The sequence below is a fragment of the Paracoccus sp. 08 genome (assembly GCF_024105395.1).
GTDB classification, from domain to species: domain Bacteria; phylum Pseudomonadota; class Alphaproteobacteria; order Rhodobacterales; family Rhodobacteraceae; genus Paracoccus; species Paracoccus marcusii.
On the sequence record NZ_WEKR01000010.1, the window covers coordinates 85,441 to 104,672 of the forward strand.

Annotated in this window: 18 protein-coding genes; 13 read left to right on the forward strand and 5 right to left on the reverse strand. The window is 70.2% G+C overall.

Annotated features, from left to right (window positions below; translation table 11 throughout):
- Positions 1 to 25 precede the first annotated feature (25 nt).
- From GBO37_RS05535 to GBO37_RS05590, 11 genes are all read left to right on the forward strand, one after another.
- The gene (locus GBO37_RS05535; protein ID WP_252927710.1) at positions 26 to 1,057 is read left to right on the forward strand and encodes an FAD-binding oxidoreductase; all 1,032 of its coding nucleotides are present in this window, start codon (positions 26 to 28) and stop codon (positions 1,055 to 1,057) included.
- 121 nt (positions 1,058 to 1,178) lie between these two features.
- Positions 1,179 to 2,447, forward strand: a complete 1,269-nt coding sequence (locus GBO37_RS21595; protein WP_371927493.1) for a DUF4202 family protein — start codon at positions 1,179 to 1,181, stop codon at positions 2,445 to 2,447.
- A gap of 42 nt (positions 2,448 to 2,489) precedes the next feature.
- Complete coding sequence (locus GBO37_RS05550; protein ID WP_252927712.1) at positions 2,490 to 4,769, forward strand: bifunctional salicylyl-CoA 5-hydroxylase/oxidoreductase; 2,280 nt, start codon at positions 2,490 to 2,492, stop codon at positions 4,767 to 4,769.
- Positions 4,766 to 5,491: an SDR family NAD(P)-dependent oxidoreductase gene (locus GBO37_RS05555; RefSeq protein ID WP_148910901.1), complete on the forward strand. Its 726-nt coding sequence runs from the start codon at positions 4,766 to 4,768 to the stop codon at positions 5,489 to 5,491. Before GBO37_RS05550 ends, GBO37_RS05555 begins: the two co-directional genes overlap by 4 nt.
- Positions 5,488 to 5,922 carry a MarR family winged helix-turn-helix transcriptional regulator gene (locus GBO37_RS05560; RefSeq protein WP_148910900.1) on the forward strand — a complete coding sequence of 145 codons (435 nt, stop codon included), beginning with the start codon at positions 5,488 to 5,490 and terminating at the stop codon, positions 5,920 to 5,922. Before GBO37_RS05555 ends, GBO37_RS05560 begins: the two co-directional genes overlap by 4 nt.
- The gene (locus GBO37_RS05565; RefSeq protein ID WP_127897343.1) at positions 5,919 to 6,731 is read left to right on the forward strand and encodes an enoyl-CoA hydratase family protein; all 813 of its coding nucleotides are present in this window, start codon (positions 5,919 to 5,921) and stop codon (positions 6,729 to 6,731) included. Before GBO37_RS05560 ends, GBO37_RS05565 begins: the two co-directional genes overlap by 4 nt.
- A 50-nt stretch (positions 6,732 to 6,781) precedes the next feature.
- Positions 6,782 to 7,912, forward strand: a complete 1,131-nt coding sequence (locus tag GBO37_RS05570; RefSeq protein ID WP_252927713.1) for an acyl-CoA dehydrogenase family protein — start codon at positions 6,782 to 6,784, stop codon at positions 7,910 to 7,912.
- Positions 7,909 to 8,298 carry a thioesterase family protein gene (locus tag GBO37_RS05575; protein WP_252927714.1) on the forward strand — a complete coding sequence of 130 codons (390 nt, stop codon included), beginning with the start codon at positions 7,909 to 7,911 and terminating at the stop codon, positions 8,296 to 8,298. The genes GBO37_RS05570 and GBO37_RS05575 overlap by 4 nt, the downstream gene beginning before the upstream one ends.
- Positions 8,291 to 8,686 carry a RidA family protein gene (locus GBO37_RS05580; protein WP_252927715.1) on the forward strand — a complete coding sequence of 132 codons (396 nt, stop codon included), beginning with the start codon at positions 8,291 to 8,293 and terminating at the stop codon, positions 8,684 to 8,686. Before GBO37_RS05575 ends, GBO37_RS05580 begins: the two co-directional genes overlap by 8 nt.
- A gap of 10 nt (positions 8,687 to 8,696) precedes the next feature.
- Positions 8,697 to 10,310 (forward strand): benzoate-CoA ligase family protein, encoded by a 1,614-nt coding sequence (locus tag GBO37_RS05585; RefSeq protein WP_252927716.1) that lies wholly within the window; start codon positions 8,697 to 8,699, stop codon positions 10,308 to 10,310.
- Positions 10,307 to 11,128, forward strand: coding sequence for a tryptophan 2,3-dioxygenase (locus GBO37_RS05590; protein WP_252927717.1), 822 nt, complete (start codon positions 10,307 to 10,309; stop codon positions 11,126 to 11,128). The genes GBO37_RS05585 and GBO37_RS05590 overlap by 4 nt, the downstream gene beginning before the upstream one ends.
- A gap of 97 nt (positions 11,129 to 11,225) precedes the next feature.
- Here GBO37_RS05590 and GBO37_RS05595 read toward each other — a convergent pair whose 3' ends face one another.
- Entirely contained in the window at positions 11,226 to 11,945 is a 720-nt protein-coding gene (locus GBO37_RS05595) for a GNAT family N-acetyltransferase (protein WP_252927718.1), read from the reverse strand.
- Positions 11,942 to 12,682: a molybdopterin-binding protein gene (locus GBO37_RS05600; RefSeq protein ID WP_252927719.1), complete on the reverse strand. Its 741-nt coding sequence runs from the start codon at positions 12,680 to 12,682 to the stop codon at positions 11,942 to 11,944. The genes GBO37_RS05595 and GBO37_RS05600 overlap by 4 nt, the downstream gene beginning before the upstream one ends.
- Before the next feature lie 102 nt (positions 12,683 to 12,784).
- Here GBO37_RS05600 and map point away from each other — a divergent pair, with 102 nt between their 5' ends.
- The gene (gene map, locus GBO37_RS05605) at positions 12,785 to 13,582 is read left to right on the forward strand and encodes a type I methionyl aminopeptidase (protein ID WP_127897348.1); all 798 of its coding nucleotides are present in this window, start codon (positions 12,785 to 12,787) and stop codon (positions 13,580 to 13,582) included.
- Between the two features lie 151 nt (positions 13,583 to 13,733).
- On the opposite strand, the gene GBO37_RS05610 is transcribed toward map, so the two are convergent.
- Positions 13,734 to 14,330: a YqgE/AlgH family protein gene (locus tag GBO37_RS05610; protein WP_252927720.1), complete on the reverse strand. Its 597-nt coding sequence runs from the start codon at positions 14,328 to 14,330 to the stop codon at positions 13,734 to 13,736.
- A 100-nt stretch (positions 14,331 to 14,430) separates the two neighbouring features.
- Here GBO37_RS05610 and GBO37_RS05615 point away from each other — a divergent pair, with 100 nt between their 5' ends.
- Positions 14,431 to 15,231: a protein-disulfide reductase DsbD domain-containing protein gene (locus tag GBO37_RS05615; RefSeq protein WP_252927721.1), complete on the forward strand. Its 801-nt coding sequence runs from the start codon at positions 14,431 to 14,433 to the stop codon at positions 15,229 to 15,231.
- On the opposite strand, the gene GBO37_RS05620 is transcribed toward GBO37_RS05615, so the two are convergent.
- Positions 15,228 to 18,578 carry an efflux RND transporter permease subunit gene (locus GBO37_RS05620; protein WP_252927722.1) on the reverse strand — a complete coding sequence of 1,117 codons (3,351 nt, stop codon included), beginning with the start codon at positions 18,576 to 18,578 and terminating at the stop codon, positions 15,228 to 15,230. The genes GBO37_RS05615 and GBO37_RS05620 overlap by 4 nt on opposite strands.
- Positions 18,571 to 19,232: efflux RND transporter periplasmic adaptor subunit (locus GBO37_RS05625; RefSeq protein WP_252927724.1), on the reverse strand; the 662-nt coding region annotated here is incomplete at its 5' end. The genes GBO37_RS05625 and GBO37_RS05620, both read right to left, overlap by 8 nt.

A 19,232-nucleotide genomic window follows, 5' to 3' on the forward strand; every position in this document is an offset into this window, starting at 1 on the left:
GCATCTGTCGGGAAAGGACGCGGCTTTGGCAAGGGTGATCCATGTGGCGGGGGCCGGCGTCTTCGGGCTGGCCTGTGCCTGGGCGCTGGTCCGGCGCGGCGCGCAGGTCACCGTATTCGAGGCCGCGACCATCGGCGCAGGATCCTCGGGCGGCCATGTGGGCGCCCTGGCCCCCCATGCGCCCGACCCCTGGAACATCAAGAAACAGCTGCAGCTGGACAGCCTTCTGGCCGCCCCAGGCTTCTGGGCCAGCGTCGAACAGGCCTCCCGCCTGCCCACGGGTTACGCCCGCACCGGCCGCCTGCAACCCGTGCCCGACATGGATACCGCCGCTCGCCTGCCCGACCGCATCGCGGCCGCCGCGCGCCAGTGGCCCGCCGCCATGGGCATGGCGCTGACCCGCGATCCGCACGGCCCGCTGATCCCGCCCAGCCCTACCGGCCTGTGGCTGACCGACGGGCTGACCGCCCGCCTGAATCCCCGCGCCGCCCTGCAGGCCCTGGCCGCGGCGATCCGCGCCGGGGGCGGCCAGATCCATGAACACACGCCGGCCTCCGATGGCCACACCCCCACGATCTGGGCCACGGGCACGCCGGGACTTGTGGCACTGAACACCGCGCTGGACCGCAAGATCGGCCAGGGGGTCAAGGGTCAGTCGCTGCTCCTCTCCCACGCCGCCCCGGACAGCCCTCAGGTCTTTGCCGACGGGCTGCATATCGTGCCCCATGCGGACGGCACCACGGCCATAGGCTCGACCTCGGAAAACACCTACGACACCGTACACCCCGATCATCAGGCCCAGGACCTGCTGGCCCGCGCCGTCGCGATCTGCCCGGCGCTGGCCGATGCACCCGTCCTCGACATCTGGGCCGGCCTGCGCCCCCGCGCCCGCTCGCGCGCGCCGGTGCTGGCCCCGTGGCCCGGCCGCCCCGGCCACCTGATCGTCAATGGCGGCTTCAAGATCGGCTTCGGCATGGCCCCGCTGATCGCCGACCTGACCGCACAGATCCTTCTGGACGACCGCTGGGACATCCCCGACCTCTTCGCCCTGCCCTGAGATTTCTCCTTTGCCCAAATACCCCGGGGGGAGTCCGCAGGACGGGGGGCCACGCCCCCCTGCCCGCTTGCCACCCGGGCGCCCCCCGCGCACACTCCCCCCGAACCAGCCGGAGCCCGCGATGACCCGCCTCGACCATGCCTTCACCGCCATTGATGCCGCCAATGCCCAGGACCCGAACCTGGACGACGGCAAGCCTGCGAACCTCCTCTATGGCCAGCGCATGACGGCGGAACAGCAGCGCCTGTTCCCAGACGCCGACGACGTTCTGCGCATCGCCTGCCGCGGCCAGCATGTCGAACGCTGGCTGCTGCCGCGGGCCGACTATCCGATGAACCGCCCCGGCTATCTGGCCTGGCGCCAGGAACAGGGCCGCCGTCACGCGGATCGCATCGCCGGCATCATGGCCGATGCGGGCTATGACGCCGATGACATCGACCGCGCCCGCAAGATGCTGACCAAACAGGGCCTCAAGCGCGACCCCCAGGTGCAGGCGCTGGAGGACGTGATCTGCTTCACCTTCATCCGCTGGTATCTGGGCGATTTCATGGCCGAACAGCCCGACCACAAGATCCCCCGCATCATCGAGAAGACCGCCCGCAAGATGTCGGCCGAGGCCCGCGCCCGCGCCCTGGCCGAATTCCCCATGCCCGAGGCGTTGGCCCAGTATTTCCATGACGCCGATCAGCCGCAGACCCTGTCGCGCGCCGTCATCGTCTCGCACGGCCAGCCCGGCGACCCCGCCCCCCAGCAGGCCGCCATCGAGGCGCTGGCAGCCCAGGTCGCCGCCCACGCGCCGGGCGTCGAGGTCCTGGGCGCGACGCTCGCCGACCCCGAGGCCCTGCCCCGCACCTGCCGCAGCGACTGCATCATCTATCCGATGTTCATGGCCGAAGGCTGGTTTACCGGGATCGAGCTGCCCCGCCGCCTGACCCAGGCCGGCGCGCCGAGCGCGCATATCATGCGCCCCTTCGGCACCGATCCCGGCCTCGACGCGCTGGTCGTCGAAAAGGCGCGCCAGGCGGCGGACGCCCAGGGCTGGGCGCTGTCAGATACGACCCTGCTCCTCTCCGCGCATGGATCGCAGCGTGGGCAGGCCAGCCACGACATCACCACGGCACTGGCCGCCCGCATCGCGCCGCATTTCGCCCGCGTCGTCGCGGGCTTCGTCGAACAGGAGCCCTTCATCGCCGACGCCGCCCGCGGCTTGGATCGTGCCATCAGCCTGCCGATGTTCGCGCTGCGCGCGGAACATGTGCTGGACGACCTGCCGCAGGCGCTGGATCAGGCAGGCTTCACCGGCCCGCGCCTGGACCCGGTGGGCCTGGCCCCCGAAGTGCCTGCGATGATCGCAGCCTCCATCGCCAGAGAAGTTTCAAGCTTGAAATGATTTCGGACCCGTGCCAGCCTGCAGCGCAGGAGGTGGCACGGGATGAAGATTCTCTGTCTGGGCGGCGGGCCTGCGGGCCTTTACTTCGCGATCTCGATGAAGCTGCGCGATCCGTCGCATGACGTGACCGTGCTGGAGCGCAACGGCGCGGGCGACACCTTCGGATGGGGCGTGGTGCTGTCCGATGACGCCCTGTCGCGGCTGCAGAAGAACGACCCGTCCTCGGCCCAGGCGATCCGCGATCACTTCATCTACTGGGACGACATCGCGGTCATCCGCGACGGCCACCGGCAGGTCTCCGGCGGGCACGGCTTCGCGGGCATCGGGCGGCGTCAGCTGCTGATCCTGCTGCAGGAGCGGGCGCGCGACCTGGGCGTCGATCTGCAGTTCCGGACCGAGTTCCAGACCGCTGAACATTATCGCCGCGACTATGACCTGGTCGTCGCCTGCGACGGGCTGAACAGCAAGGTCCGCACGGAATATGCGGACGTGTTCCGCCCCGACATCGACATGCGCCGCTGCAAGTTCGTCTGGCTGGGCACGAAACAGAAATTCGACGACGCCTTTACCTTCATCTTCGAAAAGACGCCGCAGGGCTGGCTCTGGGCGCATGTCTATTCCTTCGACGGCGACACCGCGACCTTCATCGTGGAATGTTCGCAGGAGACCTGGGATGCGATGGGCTTCGAGGGCATGACCAAGGAGCAGATCGTCGAGACCTGCCGCGACGTCTTCAAGGACCATCTGGGCGGGCACGACCTGATGTCGAACGCGGCGCATCTGCGCGGCTCGGCCGTCTGGATGAACTTTCCCCGCGTCATCTGCGACCGCTGGTATCATGAGAACGTGGTGCTGATGGGCGATGCGGCGGCGACGGGGCATTTCTCGATCGGGTCCGGCACGCGGCTGGCCTTGGACAGCGCCATCGCACTGGCGGATTACCTGCATTCCGAACCCGACCTGCCCCGCGCCTTCGAGCGCTATCAGGAGGAACGGCGGGTCGAGGTGCTGCGCCTGCAATCGGCGGCCCGCAACAGCCTGGAATGGTTCGAGGAGGTCGAGCGTTACCTGGACCTGGACCCGATCCAGTTCACCTATTCCCTGCTGACCCGCAGCCAGCGCATCGGCCATGAGAACCTGCGCCTGCGCGACCCCGATTGGGTGCGCGAGGCCGAGGACTGGTTCCAGGCCCAGGCCGGCGGCCAGCCGGGCCGCGCGCCGATCTTTGCCCCCTTTCGCCTGCGCGACATGGCGCTGAAGAACCGCATCGTCGTCTCGCCCATGGCGCAGTATAAAGCGCGCGAGGGCTGCCCGACCGACTGGCATCTGGTCCATTACGGCGAACGCGCCAAGGGCGGCGCGGGCCTGGTCTTCACCGAGATGACCTGTGTCAGCCCCGAAGGCCGCATCACGCCGGGCTGTCCGGGCCTTTACGCGCCCGAGCATCAGGCGGCCTGGCGGCGGATCACCGATTTCGTCCATGCCGAGACGGATGCCAGGATCTGCTGTCAGATCGGCCATTCGGGCCGCAAGGGCTCCACCCGCATCGGATGGGAGGGGATGGACCAGCCGCTGGCGGAGGGCAACTGGCCGACCATGGCGGCCTCCGCCCTGCCCTGGTCCGACGGCAATGCCGTCCCGCAGGAGATGACCCGCGCCGATATGGAAGCGGTGACCGAACAGTTCGTGGCCGCGACCCGCATGGCGGATGCGGCGGGCTTCGACATGATCGAGCTGCATGCGGCGCATGGCTATCTGCTGTCGGGCTTCCTGTCGCCGGTGTCGAACCGGCGCGGCGATGAATACGGCGGCAGCCTGCAGAACCGCCTGCGCTGGCCGCTGGAGGTGTTCACCGCCATGCGCGCTGTCTGGCCCGAGGGGCGGCCCATGTCGGTGCGCATCTCGGCCACGGATTGGACCGAGGATGGCGTGACGCCTGACGAATCCGTCGCCATCGCGCGGGCCTTCCACGCGGCGGGGGCGGATATCATCGACGTCTCGGCCGGGCAGACGACGCCCGACGCGCGGCCCGTCTATGGGCGGATGTTCCAGACGCCGTTCTCGGACCGCATCCGCAACCAGGCGGGGCTGGCCACGATGGCGGTGGGCAACATCACCGATGCAGATCAGGCCAACGGCATCCTGCTGGCCGGGCGCGCCGATCTGGTGGCCATCGGGCGACCGCATCTGGCCGATCCCTATTGGACGCTGCATGCGGCGACGGCCCTTGGCGACGGGGCGGACTGGCCCCTGCCCTATTACGCGGGCCGCGATCAGGCGCGGCGACTGGCCGCCAAGCAGGCCGAGGAGATCCGCGCATGACCCGCGTCCTGATCACTGGCGGCGGCAGCGGCACCGGCGCCGACATGGCCCGCGCCTTTGCCGCCCAAGGTCATGAGGTCGTCATCACCGGGCGCGATGCCGCGCGGCTTGAGGCGGTGGCGGGCGGCCTGATCCGCGCCGTGCCGGGCGATGTCAGCGACGAGGATCAGGTCCGCCGCATCTTCGACGACGCCGGGCCATGCAAGGTGGTCATCGCCAATGCCGGCATCGCCGAGGCCGCGCCCTTTGCCCGCACCACGCTGGACCAGTTCAGCCGCATCATGGCGGTCAACCTGACGGGGGTCTTCCTGACCTTTCGGCAGGCGCTGCCGCAGATGGGACCGGGGGGGCGGTTGATCGCGGTGTCCTCGGCCGCGGGGCTGCGGGGGGCGGCCTATGCCTCGGCCTACGCGGCCAGCAAGCATGGGGTGATGGGGCTGGTGCGGTCGATCGCGCTGGAGGTGGCTGCCAAACAGATCACCGCCAATGCCATCTGCCCCAGCTATCTGGACACCGAGATGACCGGCCGCACGCTGGACGGGATCATGGCCAAGACGGGGCGCGACCGCGACGCGGCATTGGCCGCGCTGACCGCCCGCAACCCGCAGGGCCGCCTAATCGCGCCCGCCGAGGTGACCGGCGCGGCGCTGTGGCTGGCCTCGGACGCGGCGGCGGGGGTGAACGGACAGGCCATCGTCCTGGACGGGGGCGAGAGCGCATGACCGACCTGTCCAAGCGGCGGCTGAAGACCTGGATCCGCCTTCTGGGCGTCACGCGGGGGGCCGAGAACCACCTGCGCGACTATCTGCGCCGGGCGCATGGCACGACCCTGCCGCGTTTCGACGTGATGGCCGCTTTGTGGCGCAGGCGCGAGGGTGTGACCATGTCCGAGCTGTCGCGCCTGCTGCTGGTGTCGAACGGCAATGCCACGGCGGTCGTCGACCGACTGGAGGGCGACGGCATGGTCCGCCGCGAGGCCGAGGATGGCGACCGACGCCGCATCCGCGTGCGCCTGACGCCCGAAGGCCTGGAGGCGTTCGAGATCATGGCCCTGGGCCATGAGGCCGAGGTCGACGCGATCCTGGGCCGACTGTCCGAAACCGATCTGGAGGCGCTGCGCGACATCCTGTCCCGCGCCGGGAGGCCCGAATGAAACCCGTCCCCATGGCCGATCTGACGCCCGAGCATTTCCTGTGGGAGGTCACGGACCGCATCGCGGTGATCCGCCTGAACCGCCCCGAACGCAAGAACCCCCTGACCTTCGACAGCTATGCCGAACTGGGCGCGTGCTTTCGGATGCTGGCCCATGCCTCGGACGTGGATGTGGTGGTGCTGGCCTCCAACGGCGGGAATTTCTGTTCCGGCGGCGACGTGCACGAGATCATCGGCCCGCTGGTCGGCATGGAGATGCCGCAGCTGCTGGCCTTCACCCGCATGACCGGAGAGCTGGTCCGCGCGATGATCCATTGCGGCAAGCCGGTGATCGCGGCGGTCGAGGGGATCTGCGTGGGCGCGGGCGCGATCATGGCCATGGCCAGCGACCTGCGGCTGGCCGCGCCCTCGGCCAAGGCCGCGTTCCTGTTCACCAAGGTGGGGCTGGCGGGCTGCGACATGGGGGCCTGCGCGATGCTGCCGCGCATCGTGGGACAGGGGCGCGCGGCGGAACTGCTGTACACCGGCCGCGTGCTGCGCGCCGAGGAGGGCGAGCGGTGGGGGTTCTGGAACAGCCTGCATGACGATGTCCTTGCGGCGGCGATGGATCTGGCGCGGGCGATCGCGGCGGGGCCTGTCTGGGCGCATGGCATCACCAAGACGCAGCTTCTGCAGGAATGGACCATGGGGCTGGACCAGGCGATCGAGGCCGAGGCGCAGGCCCAGGCCATCTGCATGACCACGCGCGATTTCGAGCGGGCCTATCGGGCCTTCGTCGCCAAGGAGACGCCGGTCTTCGAGGGCAACTGAGGGAACCGGGGCTCTGCCCCGGACCCCGGGATATTTGGGTGAGGAAGACGATGGATCGCAGCTTTCTTGACTGGCCATTCTTCGAGGACAGGCATCGCGCGCTGGCCCAGGGGCTGGAGGACTGGGCCACCGGCGCGCTGCCGGTGGATCACGGCGATGTGGACGGGGCCTGCCGGGGGCTGGTCCGGGCCTTGGGGGACGGCGGGTGGCTGGCGCATTCGGGGGGCGAGGCGCTGGACGTGCGCGCGCTGTGCCTGATCCGCGAGACGCTGGCGCGCCATGACGGGTTGGCCGATTTCGCCTTTGCCATGCAGGGCCTGGGCATGGGGGCGGTGACGCTGTTCGGCAGCGGGCCTCAGCGGGCGTGGCTGGAACGGACACGGGCGGGCCGGGCGATTTCGGGGTTCGCACTGACCGAGCCTGCGTCCGGGTCGGACGTCGCGCGGCTGGCGACCACGGCGCGCCGGGATGGCGACGGGTGGGTGCTGGACGGGGAGAAGACCTATATCTCCAACGGCGGGATCGCGGATGTCTATGTGATCGTCGCGCGGACCGGAGAGGCCCCGGGCGCGCGGGGGCTGTCGGCCTTCCTGCTGCCTACGGACACGCCGGGGCTGGAGGTGGTCAGCCGCATCGACGTGATGGCCCCCCATCCGCTGGCGCATCTGCGGCTGACGGGGGTGCGGTTGCCGGGGGAGGCGCTGATCGGGCAGCCGGGACAAGGGTTCCGCATCGCCATGACGGTGCTGGATCATTTCCGCCCCACGGTCGGGGCCGCGGCCCTGGGCTTTGCGCGCCGGGCGCTGGACGAGGCCTTGGCCCGCGTGCGCTCGCGCCAGATCCAGGGCGCGCCGATGGCCGAGCTGCAGATGGTCCAGGGGCATCTGGCCGACATGGCGCTGAAGATCGACGCCGCCGCCCTGCTGATCTATCGCGCGGCCTGGGCCAAGGACCAGGGCGCGCCCCGCATCACGCGCGAGGCGGCGATGGCCAAGCTGTACGCCACCGAGATCGCGCAGGAGGTCATCGACCAGGCCGTGCAGCTGCATGGCGGCGACGGCGTGCGGACGGGCAGCACGGTCGAGAGCCTGTACCGCGAGATCCGCGCCCTGCGCATCTACGAGGGGGCCAGCGACGTGCAGCGCGTCGTCATCGCCCGCAGCATCCTGGAGGGCGCATGACCTATTCCCGCACCATTCCCATCGAGTTCTGCCATTGCGACCCGGCGGGGATCGTCTTCTATCCCCGCTATGCGGAGATGGTGAACCACATGGTGGAGAACTTCTTTCTGGAGGTCGTGGGGCATGGCTTCGGGCCGATGATGGCGGCGGGTCAGGGGATGCCCACCGTCGCGCTGGAGATGGCGTTCCGCAAGCCCGCCCGGCTTGGCGACCGGCTGGACTGGACGCTGGTGGTCGAGCATCTGGGCCGGTCCAGCGCGCGCTTCCTGGTGCGCGCCGAGGACCGGGTCGAGGCGCGGACCACGGTGGTCTGGATGGACCGCGACTTCACCCCCTCGCCCTGGCCCGACGACATGCGACAGACCCTGGAGGCGCATCATGCATGAACCCCTGCATCCGGCGACGTGGAAGCGCGCCTCGGGCTATGCCAACGGGATCATGGCGCGGGGGCGGATGATCTTCACCGGCGGGCTGGTGGGCTGGGACGCGGATCAGGTCTTTCGGACCGACGATTTCGCGGGCCAGGTCCGACAGGTGCTGGAGAACATCGTGGCGGTCCTGGCCGAGGGCGGCGCGGGGCCACAGCATCTGGTGCGGCTGACCTGGTATGTCACGGACAAGCACGAATACCTGGGCGCGCTGCGCGATGTGGGGGCGGCCTATCGCGACGTGATCGGGCGGCATTACCCGGCCATGGCGCTGGTGCAGGTCGTGGCGCTGGTCGAGGACCGCGCCAAGGTCGAGATCGAGGCCACGGCCGTGGTGCCGGAATAGGGGGACGATCATGCTGGGACCAAGTGGGCACGAGGACAGCTTCACGCGCGACAACCTGCCCCCGCCGGAGGCCTGGCCGCGGATCGACCTGTCCGGATACGACTATCCCGACTGGCTGAACGCGGGGGCCGAGCTGACCGACCGCATGGTCGATCGCGGCTTCGGGGACCGGGTCGCGCTGGTCGGCAACGGGCGGGCCCGGACCTACAAGGAGCTGTCGGACTGGACCAACCGGCTGGCCCATGCGCTGGTGGCGGATTATGGGCTGCGGCCGGGCAACCGGGTGCTGATCCGGTCGGCCAACAACCCCGCAATGGTCGCCTGCTGGCTGGCCGCGACCAAGGCCGGGGCGGTCGTGGTCAACACCATGCCCATGCTGCGCGCCAAGGAGCTGTCCCAGATCATCGACAAGGCACAGGTGACCCATGCGCTGTGCGACACGCGGCTGATGGATGAGCTGGTGGCGGCGGCCAAGGGGTCGGCGACGCTGACGACGGTGGTGGGGTTCGACGGCACCGCGAACCATGATGCGGAGCTGGACCGGGCGGCGCTGACGAAACCCGTGCGCTTCGAGGCGGTGCGGACCGGGCGGGACGACGTGGCGCTGTTGGGGATGACCTCGGGTTCGACCGGAGAGCCCAAGGCCACGATGCATTTCCACCGCGACCTCTTGATAATCGCCGACGGCTATGCGCGCGAGGTTCTGGGGGTGACGCCGGACGATGTCTTCGTGGGGTCGCCGCCGCTGGCCTTCACGTTCGGGCTGGGCGGGCTGGCGGTGTTCCCGCTGCGCTTCGGGGCCAGCGCGGTGCTGCTGGAGAACGTCTCGCCCCCGAACATGATCGAGATCATCGAACGCCACCGCGCCACGATCTGCGTGACCGCGCCCACGGCGTACCGGGTGATGCTGCGCGCGATGGACCAGGGGACGGACCTCTCCAGCCTGCGCGTGGCGATCAGCGCCGGAGAGACGCTGCCCGCCCCCATCTGGCAGGATTGGCACGACCGCACGGGCAAGCCGATGCTGGACGGGATCGGCGCGACCGAGATGCTGCACATCTTCCTGACCAACCGGCTGGACGACAGCCATCCGGGCTGCACCGGGCGGCCCGTGCAGGGATACCGCGCGCGGATCGTGGACGATGCGGGACAGGAGGTGCCGCGCGGAGAGATGGGGCGGCTGGCGGTGATCGGGCCGACCGGCTGCCGCTATCTGAACGATGCGCGGCAGGCGGAGTATGTGCAGGGCGGCTGGAACCTGACCGGCGACACCTTCTGGCAGGACGATGACGGGCGGTTCCATTTCGCGGCGCGCTGCGACGACATCATCGTGTCGTCGGGCTATAACATCGCCGGGCCGGATGTGGAGGCGGCGCTGCTGGCGCATGCCGACGTGCTGGAATGCGCGGTGATCGGCGCGCCGGACCTTGAACGCGGCCAAATCGTCGAGGCGCATGTGGTGCTGGCCCCCGGCGTCGCGCCCGACACCGCGACTGCGGAGCGGTTGCAGCGGCATGTGAAGGATGCGATCGCGCCTTTCAAGTATCCCCGCCGGGTGGTCTTCTGCGAGGCCCTGCCCAAGACCCAGACCGGCAAGATCCAGAGGTTCAGATTGAAGCAATGACCATCGACCCTGCACAGGAAGGCGCGCGCATGTCCTTCGACGGGCGCATGTCCTATGGCGATTATCTGGGGCTGGACCAGCTGCTGACATCGCAAGCTCCGCTGTCGGATGCGCATGACGAGATGCTGTTCATCATCCAGCACCAGACCTCCGAATTGTGGATGAAGCTGGCCTTGCTGGAGATGGGGGCGGCGCGGGAACGGATTGCCGCGGGCGACTTGCGGCCCGTCTTCAAGATGCTGACCCGCGTGGCGCGGATCATGGAGCAGCTGAATTCGGCCTGGGACGTGCTGCGCACCATGACCCCGTCGGAATATTCGACCTTTCGCCCCGCGCTGGCCGAGAGCAGCGGATTTCAGTCGCATCAGTACCGGATGATCGAGTTCGTCGCGGGCAACCGCAACATGGCGATGATCGCGCCCCATGCACATCGTCCCGACCTGGCCGAGGCGCTGCGAGCGGAGGCCGCGCGGCCGTCGCTGTACGATGAGGTTCTGGGGCGGCTGAGGGCGGCGGGGTTCGACGTGGCGGCACGCACGGCGCTGGACGCGCCCCATGCGCCGGACGCGGCGGCGCGGGCGGCCTGGGCGGCGGTCTATCGCGAACCGGGCCACTATTGGGAGCTGTATGAGCTGGCCGAGAAGCTGGTGGATTTCGAGGATTACTTCCGCCGCTGGCGGTTCAACCATGTGACGACGGTGGAGCGGATCATCGGCTTCAAGCGCGGATCGGGCGGCACGTCGGGGGTGAACTATCTGCGGCGGATGCTGGACGTGGTGCTGTTCCCGGACCTGTGGGAGCTGCGGACCGAACTGTGAGGGAGCGGACGGCCGCGCCTGACCGGCCCTGACGGGCCGGGGTCGCGGCCGTCGGTGGCGCCCGGACCTGCGGTCCGGGCGCGGTCGGACCAATGGGTCAGGCGGCGGGGCCGTAATAGGCGTAGCTGCCCTGGACCGTGAAGCCGAGGCTGGCATAGGTGGCCTGGGCTGCGGTATTCGCGCGGCTGACGGCCAGGCCGATGCGCGTGGCACCGAGATCCTGGGCCCAAGCGGCGGCCTGGCGCATCATCCATCCGGCGAGGCCCTGGCGGCGGAAGGCAGGCAGGACCTCCACCGCGTGGACCATGGCGGTGCGGTCATGCAGCGCAACGAAGCCTGCGCCGGCAGCGCGGTCGCGGATGCGGCCGAGGAGCGCGGCCTTGGGCAGGGGGACGCGGTCGATCACGGCCTGTCTTGCGGGGGTGATGTTGCCCGCGCCCCAGATCTGGCGCTGGATCGCCAGGGGGGGCCAGATGGCGAAGGCGGTGACGGGCGGGATCGGCCGGTCGGTCAGCGCGGCGATGGGCGCGGCCATGACCAGGGTCGGGATATGTGCGCCCATACCCCGCGCGGTCAGGGCGGCGATCAGGGGCGCGTCACCGTCCCAGGCCCGGAACAGCGGCGGCTGGCCCCATGCGGCATGCCGGGCGCAGGCGGCGTCGATGTCGGCATCGCCCCACGGACCGACCGCGATGGCCGAGCTGACGCGGCCGCCCGCCCTTGCGCCCCGCCCGACCAGGAAGCCGCCGCAGCGGACGGTCTCGAACGCGGGCCAGGTCGCCTCGAAGGCGGCGGCCAGATCGGGGTCGGGCCTCACAACCCAATGCGTCCGCGCAGAGCGGCCATGGCCTGATCGACGCGGGCGGCATCCAGGCCCCGCACGACCAGGTTCGTGCCCCAGCCCGTGTCATCGCGGAACGGATAGGACCCAAGCGACAGGTCGGCGTATTCGGCGGCGACGGCCTTCAGGTCCTCGGCCACCTCGCTTTCGCCGCGGCGGACCTCGACGGTCAGGGACTGCACCGGGCGGCCCACGGGCAGCTGCGGGATCAGCCAGGCGACCATTGCGCGGAAGACCTCGGGGACGCCCGCCATCACATGGGTCGCGCCGATGGAGAAGCCGGGCGCGGCCGACACGGCATTGTCGATCAGCGTCGCACCCACGGGGATGCGGGCCATGCGCAGGCGGTTCTCGTTCAGTTCGACCCCCATGCGGTCGCAGCGCTCCTGCAGCAGGGTGCGGGCAGTGGGGTTGACCTCGACCGTGGTGCCATGGGCGGCGGCCACGGCATCGGCGGTGATGTCGTCATGCGTGGGCCCGATGCCGCCCGAGGTGAACAGAAGGTCGTACGCCCCGCCCAGGGTCCGGTCCAGCGCGCGGATCGCGTCCACGATGCGGTTGGTGTCGTCGGCCACGACGCGGATCTCCTGGAGGTCGATGCCGGTGGCGGTCAGCACCTGGGCCAGGTGATGGGCGTTCCCTTCGCGGGTGCGGCCGGACAGGATCTCGTCGCCGATGACCAGAATGGCGGCTGTGGGGTTGTCGGACTGCATCAGGCTCTCCCTTGGGTGTCGCGCCCCATCTATGCCCGCAGCCGGGGCTGGAACAAGTGGGCGCGCGTCTCTATCTAGGGCGGCAGACAGAAAGGATCAGCGATGGACGAAGGCCGTATCACGAGGGAAGGCATCCGCCTGCACATGCCCGGGGATTTCGCAGGCATGCGGGCGGCGGGCGCCCTGGCCGCACGGATCCTGGACGAGGTGGGGCCGATGGTCGCACCGGGCGTCACCACCGGCGCGCTGGACGATTTCATCCGGGGCCGGGTGACGGAGCTGGGCGCGACCTCGGCCACGATCGGCTATCGCGGGTACCAGCATGCCAGCTGCATCAGCGTGAACCACGTGGTCTGTCACGGCATCCCGGGCGACAAGAGCCTCAAGGACGGCGACATCCTGAACATCGACGTGACGGTCATCCTGGACGGCTGGTTCGGCGATACCAGCCGGATGTATGTGGCGGGCAAGCCGTCGCTCAAGGCGCAGCGGCTGCTGCAGGTGACGCATGACGCGCTAATGAAGGGGATCGAGGCCGTCCGTCCCGGCGCGACCTTCGGCGACATCGGCGCGGCGATCCAGACCTATGCGGAGGAACGGCGCATGTCGGTGGTGCGCGACTTCTGCGGGCACGGGATCGGGCGGGTGTTCCATTCGCCGCCCAACGTGCTGCATTTCGGACGCCCGGGAAAAGGGCCGGTGCTGGAGGAGGGCATGTTCTTCACGATCGAGCCGATGATCAACCTGGGCCGCCCGGAAACCAAGGTCCTGGCCGATGACTGGACGGCGGTGACGCGCGACAAGTCGCTGTCGGCCCAGTTCGAACATTCGATCGGCGTGACGGCCGACGGATGCGAGATCTTTACCCCTTCCGACCGGTTCTTCCCCGAACTGGCGTGATCGATTGCGTCCCGCGGTGGCCGGGGGCGCTCCGCCCCCCGGACCCCCCGGAGGTCGCAATCATTCATTGGTCAGGAAAACACCGCAAGGCGTCCTCCGCCCCAGGGGGTCCGGGGGGTGGAACCCCCCGGCACCGCGCGGGACGCAAAATTCAGGCGCGGCCGGACGCCGCCGACAAAAGCGACGGATCGATCCCCTGCGCCCGCAGCGCGCGCTGCCACTTGTCCTCGTGCGACAGATCGAAGATCAGGTCCTCGGCGCCATCTCCGGTCAACCAGCCATTGGCCAGCATCTCGGTCTCCAGCTGCCCCGGCCCCCAGCCTGCATAGCCAAGCGCCAGAACCGCAGGGTCTGGACCATAGCCCTGCGCCAGTTCCACCAGGATGTCACGCGTCGTGGTCATCGCCAGCGCCTGGCCGATCCGCAAGCGACCCTCGGGGTCCTGCCCGTGCTCGGCCACCTTGTGCAGCACGAATCCCCGGCCCGGCTCGACCGGGCCGCCAAAGCGAACCTCGATCGGCCGCGCATCCTCCTCGGCCTCGATGCCCAGCTGGTTCAGCAGATCGCCAAAGCCGATCTCGGGCAGCGGGCGGTTCAGCACCAGCCCCATCGCCCCCTCGTCGGAATGCGCGCAGACCAGCACCACGGACCGCTCGAAACGCGGATCGCTCATGCCGGGCATGGCGATCAGGATCTTGCCGGTCAGGTTGCGGTCTTGGGCGGAATCACCGGTGATGCTGGTCATCATGTCTCCTTTTCATGACAGATCGGCACTGGGGCGGGATGTTGCAAGGCTTGCGCGGAATTGTGACTTTCCGCCCCCGCCGCGCGGGCGCTAGGACAAGGGCATGACACATTTCCCCCTCCCGCTTCTTGCCACCGCCCTGGCGCTTTTCCTGACCGGACCCGCCATCGCCCAGGACGACCTGCCGCCCGGCCTGCGCGGCGCACAGCTGCTGCCCGGCTGGACCGAACCCGGCGGCGCGCGCATCCTGGCGCTGGAACTGCTGCTGGAGCCGGGCTGGAAGACCTACTGGCGCAGCCCCGGCGACACCGGCCTGCCGCCCCAGCTGGACTGGGCGGGGTCACGGAACCTGTCCCATGTCACCCTGCACTGGCCCGCGCCCCAGGCCATCCGGTCCGGAGAGACGCTGGAGATGGGCTATCACGACCGCCTCGTGCTTCCGCTGACCGCCCATCCGCAGGACCCCGGCAAGCCCGTCGACATCGCCGCCCAAATCGATCTGGGCCTGTGCGAGAACATCTGCGTTCCCGTGCACCTTGAACTGCAGGCGCCGCCCGTGGGCAGGCAGTCGGATCCGGTGATCGCCAGCGCCCTTGCGGCGGAGCCGCAGCGCCTGGACGGCAACCCCGCCTGCGAGGTGACGCCCTTGGCAGACGGGCTGCGCGTCGCGATGGACCTGCCGCAGGGCCCGGCCACGCTGGCCGCGGTGGAACTGACCGACAATCCGCAGGTCTGGGTCTCGGCGGCGGACATCCTGCCCGGACCCACAGGCCCCCAGGCGGTTGTCGAGATGGTCGCCCCCTCGGGCAAGCCCTTCGATCTGGACCATGACGCACTGCGCCTGACGGTGATCCCCGCCGATGGGGGACGGGCGACCGAAACCACCGGCTGCGCCGCGGACTAGGTCCCCGCACGGCGCCCCCGCCGGACCTGCGCCAGGGTCGCCCCCGCCATGATCGCCGCCAGCGTCGCCAGATAGGCCAGCAACGCGCCCCCCGAACCCGGCCACCAGCCGGGCGCGGCCAGGCCCATCGCGGGCAGCGCCGTCACCGGCCCCATGATCAGCACCAGCCCCGCGACGGCCGCGACCACCGCGCCGCGCATCACGCCGCGCACTGGCCCGGCCCGCAGGCTGCGGCGAAAGGCCCGGCGGGCGTGGGCCAGATCGTCGCCCGCGACCAGCACGGCCGGCACCACCAGCAGCACCAGCACCATCCCGAACCCCAGCCCATAGGCCAGCGTGACCACCGTGGGCTTGAGGAACAKCGCCTGCGACGAACGTTCGTACAACAGCGGGGCCAGGCCCAAGACCGTGGTGGCCGTGGTCAGCAGCACGGGGCGGAACCGGCCGGCGACCGCATCGACGATCGCGGGCCGCAGGGCCCGGGTGGCCCGGTATTCGTCGATGGTCGAGATCAGCACGATGGAATCGTTGATGATGATCCCCGACATGCCGATCAGGCCCACCACGGAAAACAGGCTCAGCGGCAGGCCCCAGGCCGCGTGCCCCCAGACCGCGCCGATCAGTCCGAAGGGGATGACCGACATCACCACCAGGGGCCGCGTCCAGCTGGCAAAGATCCACGCCAGCACCATGTAGATGCCGGTCAGCGCCAGCGCGAATCCGATCAGCGCCTCGGACAGGAACGCGCGCTCCTGCTGGGCCAGGCCGGTGACGTCATAGGTCACACCGAACTGCGCGGCGATGTCGGGCAGCAGGCGGGTCTGCAGGTCCGCGGTGATCGCCGCCGCCCGCGCCGGATCGTCGCCCGAGATGTCGCCGGTGACCTCGATCATCCGCTCGCCGTTCTCGCGGCGGACGACCGAGAAGCCCGCCTCGGTGCTGACCGACACGATGTCGCCCAGGGGCACCCAGGCCCCGGATGCGGTGCGCATCTGCATCCGGTCCAGAAAATCGGCGCGGCGATCGTCTTTGGCCAGTTCCACGGTGATGGCGCCGGTGCGGGTGCCCTCGGGCCAGGTTGCGGCCTCGATCCCGCCAAGGCGCTGGCGCAGCTCGCGCGCAAGCCCGTCGGTGGTGAAGCCCAGGGCCTCGCCTTGGGGCGTCAGGCGCAGCGCCAGCTCGTCCTTGTCGTAATCCAGGCTGTCCTCCAGCGCCGAGACCTCGGGCGCCTTTGCCAGCCGCGCCTTCAGCGCCTCGGCGGCGGCCTTCAGCGTTGCGGCATCCGCACCGGTCATCAGCACCGAGATGGCATCGCCCCCCGGCCCCGACCGCCCGCCGCGAAAGCTGATCGTCTCCAGCTGGGGGTCGGTGGGCATGGCCTCCTGCAAGGCGGCGACCAGCTCGAAGCTGGAATAGGGGCGGAAATCGGGGTCGATCAGCTCCATCTGGACGGCGCCCAGCAGGTCGGCGTCCTTGGTCTCGGCCCCCGGCAGGGGACGGCCCGCATTGCCGCCGACCTGGGTCATCACATGGGTCAGCGGGCTGATGCCGTATTCTGCCTCATATTCGGCCGCGACCCGGTCCACCGCGTCCTGCACCAGTCCCATGACGCGCAGGGTATCGTCGCGGGTGGCCCCCTCCAGCATGGCGAAATTGCCCGACACACTGCCCTGTTCGGGCGAATCGAAGAACCGCCACGGCACCGACCCGCTGATCAGCGCCGCCGTGGACCAGGAAAAGCCCACCATGACCAGCGCCAGCACCGGATAGCGGGCGACAAGCACCAGACGCGCCAGCGGGCGCAGAACGCCCGCCACGAACCGGTCCAGCCAGCGGTTCACGACGACCGACGGCCGGTCGTACCAGCGGTCCTTGCCGTGATGGGCCAGCGCATGGGCCATGTGGTTGGGCAGGATCAGGAAACATTCGATCAGCGAAGCCGCCAGCACCAGGATCACCGTCAGCGGGATGTCCGACACCAGCGACCCGAACTGTCCGCCGATCAGCACCAGCCCGGCAAAGGCGATGATCGTGGTCAGGGTCGATGCGATCACCGGCGCGCCCATCGCGCCCGCCGCCCGTTCGGCGGCGACCAGCGGCGGCTCGCCCAGCTTGCGGGCGCGATAGTCGGCATGTTCGCCCACCACGATGGCGTCGTCCACGATGATGCCCAGCGTCAGGATCAGCGCGAAAAGAGAGATCATGTTGATCGTCATGCCGACCGCGTACATCATCGCCACCGCCGCCAGCAGCGCCGCCGGGATGCCCGCCGCGACCCAGATCGCGGTGCGGGCGTTCAGAAACAAGAACAGCAGGCCCAGGACCAGCCCCAGCCCCATCAGCGCATTGTCCAAAAGCAGCGACAGCCGGGCCGAGATCTGTTCCGCCCGCGCCCGCACCAGTTCCGCCGTGACCCCCTGCGGAAGGGTCGGCGCCAGCGCGTCGACGGCCGCCTGCACGTCCTGCTGCATGCCGATCGCGTCGCCCGATGCGCTGCGCTGGACGGACACCGTGACCGCCGGGTTGCCGTCGACGAAATAGGCCACGCCCCGGTCGATGCCCGTGTCGCGCACCTGCGCCACGTCGCCTATGGTCAGCTGCGTCCCGTCGGGCAGCGCGGTCAGGACCAGAGCCGAGACCTGTTCGGGGGTGCGCGTCTCGGCCCCCGTGCGCACGCGCGATATGCCCGATGCCACGTCGCCCGCAGGCGTGGGCGCGGCGGCGGCGGCGATGGTCGCCGCGATCTGGTCCAACGTGATGTCGTGCTGCACCAGGTCGGCCATGCGCAGCTCGACCAGGGTTTCGGGGGCGGACAGGCCGGTGACGGACAGCCGCGTCACCCCACGGGCGTACAGGCGGTTGGTCAGGTCGTCCGCGATGCGGCCCAGCTGGTCCAGGCCCACAGGGCCCGAGATCACCACGTCGGTGACCGCGTCGCGCCAGGCGCGGCGCGTGACCTCGGGGTCCTCGGCGCCCTCGGGCAGGTCGCCCGCGGCGGCGATGGCGGCTTCGACCTCGCCGGTGGCGCGGGACATGTCCCAGCCCGGCTCGAACTCCAGGGTGATGCGGGCGCTGCCTTGGCTGGACTGGCTTTCGGTCAGGGACACGCCCTCGACCGCGATCAGCGCGGGTTCCAGCACGCCGACCACCGAGCGGTCCACATCATCCGCCCCGGCCCCGTCCCAGCGGACGGCCACCTGGATCTGCTGGACGACCGTGTCGGGAAAGAACTGCGCCCTGAGGCGCGGCGCGGAATAAAGGCCCGCCACCACCATCACCGCCAGCAGCAGGTTGGCCAGCGTGGCATGGCGCACGAAGGTGCCGATCAGGCCCGGGCGCCTATCCACGGGTGGGGCCCCGGCCCTGCGCCCGCTGATCGGGCCCCTGCGCGGGCACGGGGGCGGCGGCGTCGCGGACGCGGATGCCGGKGCCCAGCTGCGGCGCGCGTTCGGCCACGATGCGCGCCCCTGCCAGGTCGGCCGGCACCGCGATGATCAGATCGTCACCCTGCCGGCGCAGCACGGTCACGGGCGTCGCCTGCAGGCGGCCGTCCGCCCCCGCGACAAGCACGCCGCCATCCGACCCCAGGGCCGCCGCGGGAATCATCGCCGCGTCGGACAGCGCCGGTTCGGCGATGCGCGCGGTCACGAAATCGCCCGGGCGCAGCGCCTGCGCACCCTGGACCAGCCGGGCATAGACCACCCGCCCCGCCGTCCCTTCCGCGACCGAGGCCGCCGCCCGGTCCAGCCGCGCCTGCGCGACCACCGCGCCGGCGCTGCCGTCCAGCGTCACCGTCACCTCGCGGTCCAGCAGGGCACCGTCCGGGCCCAGCAGGCGCCCGAACTGGTCCAGCGACAGCGGGATCTGCAACTCCAGCGCCGCGGGGTCGATGATCGTGGCCAGCTGTTCGTTCACGCCGACCAGCGCGCCCTCGACCGCGGTGACGGCGGTGACGCGCCCGTCGAAGCCCGCGCGCAGTTCCGTGTCGGCCAGCGCGCGGC

What these genes read in the sequence shown, in the direction of transcription:
- GBO37_RS05615 (WP_252927721.1), top strand. Translation starts at nt 14,431, where the DNA reads ATGACACATTTCCCCCTCCCGCTTCTTGCCACCGCCCTGGCGCTTTTC.
- GBO37_RS05580 (WP_252927715.1), top strand. Translation starts at nt 8,291, where the DNA reads ATGCATGAACCCCTGCATCCGGCGACGTGGAAGCGCGCCTCGGGCTAT.
- GBO37_RS05600 (WP_252927719.1), bottom strand. Translation starts at nt 12,682, where the DNA reads ATGCAGTCCGACAACCCCACAGCCGCCATTCTGGTCATCGGCGACGAG.
- map (WP_127897348.1), top strand. Translation starts at nt 12,785, where the DNA reads ATGGACGAAGGCCGTATCACGAGGGAAGGCATCCGCCTGCACATGCCC.
- GBO37_RS05610 (WP_252927720.1), bottom strand. Translation starts at nt 14,330, where the DNA reads ATGATGACCAGCATCACCGGTGATTCCGCCCAAGACCGCAACCTGACC.
- GBO37_RS21595 (WP_371927493.1), top strand. Translation starts at nt 1,179, where the DNA reads ATGACCCGCCTCGACCATGCCTTCACCGCCATTGATGCCGCCAATGCC.
- GBO37_RS05590 (WP_252927717.1), top strand. Translation starts at nt 10,307, where the DNA reads ATGACCATCGACCCTGCACAGGAAGGCGCGCGCATGTCCTTCGACGGG.
- GBO37_RS05565 (WP_127897343.1), top strand. Translation starts at nt 5,919, where the DNA reads ATGAAACCCGTCCCCATGGCCGATCTGACGCCCGAGCATTTCCTGTGG.
- GBO37_RS05555 (WP_148910901.1), top strand. Translation starts at nt 4,766, where the DNA reads ATGACCCGCGTCCTGATCACTGGCGGCGGCAGCGGCACCGGCGCCGAC.
- GBO37_RS05560 (WP_148910900.1), top strand. Translation starts at nt 5,488, where the DNA reads ATGACCGACCTGTCCAAGCGGCGGCTGAAGACCTGGATCCGCCTTCTG.
- GBO37_RS05570 (WP_252927713.1), top strand. Translation starts at nt 6,782, where the DNA reads ATGGATCGCAGCTTTCTTGACTGGCCATTCTTCGAGGACAGGCATCGC.
- GBO37_RS05585 (WP_252927716.1), top strand. Translation starts at nt 8,697, where the DNA reads ATGCTGGGACCAAGTGGGCACGAGGACAGCTTCACGCGCGACAACCTG.
- GBO37_RS05550 (WP_252927712.1), top strand. Translation starts at nt 2,490, where the DNA reads ATGAAGATTCTCTGTCTGGGCGGCGGGCCTGCGGGCCTTTACTTCGCG.
- GBO37_RS05575 (WP_252927714.1), top strand. Translation starts at nt 7,909, where the DNA reads ATGACCTATTCCCGCACCATTCCCATCGAGTTCTGCCATTGCGACCCG.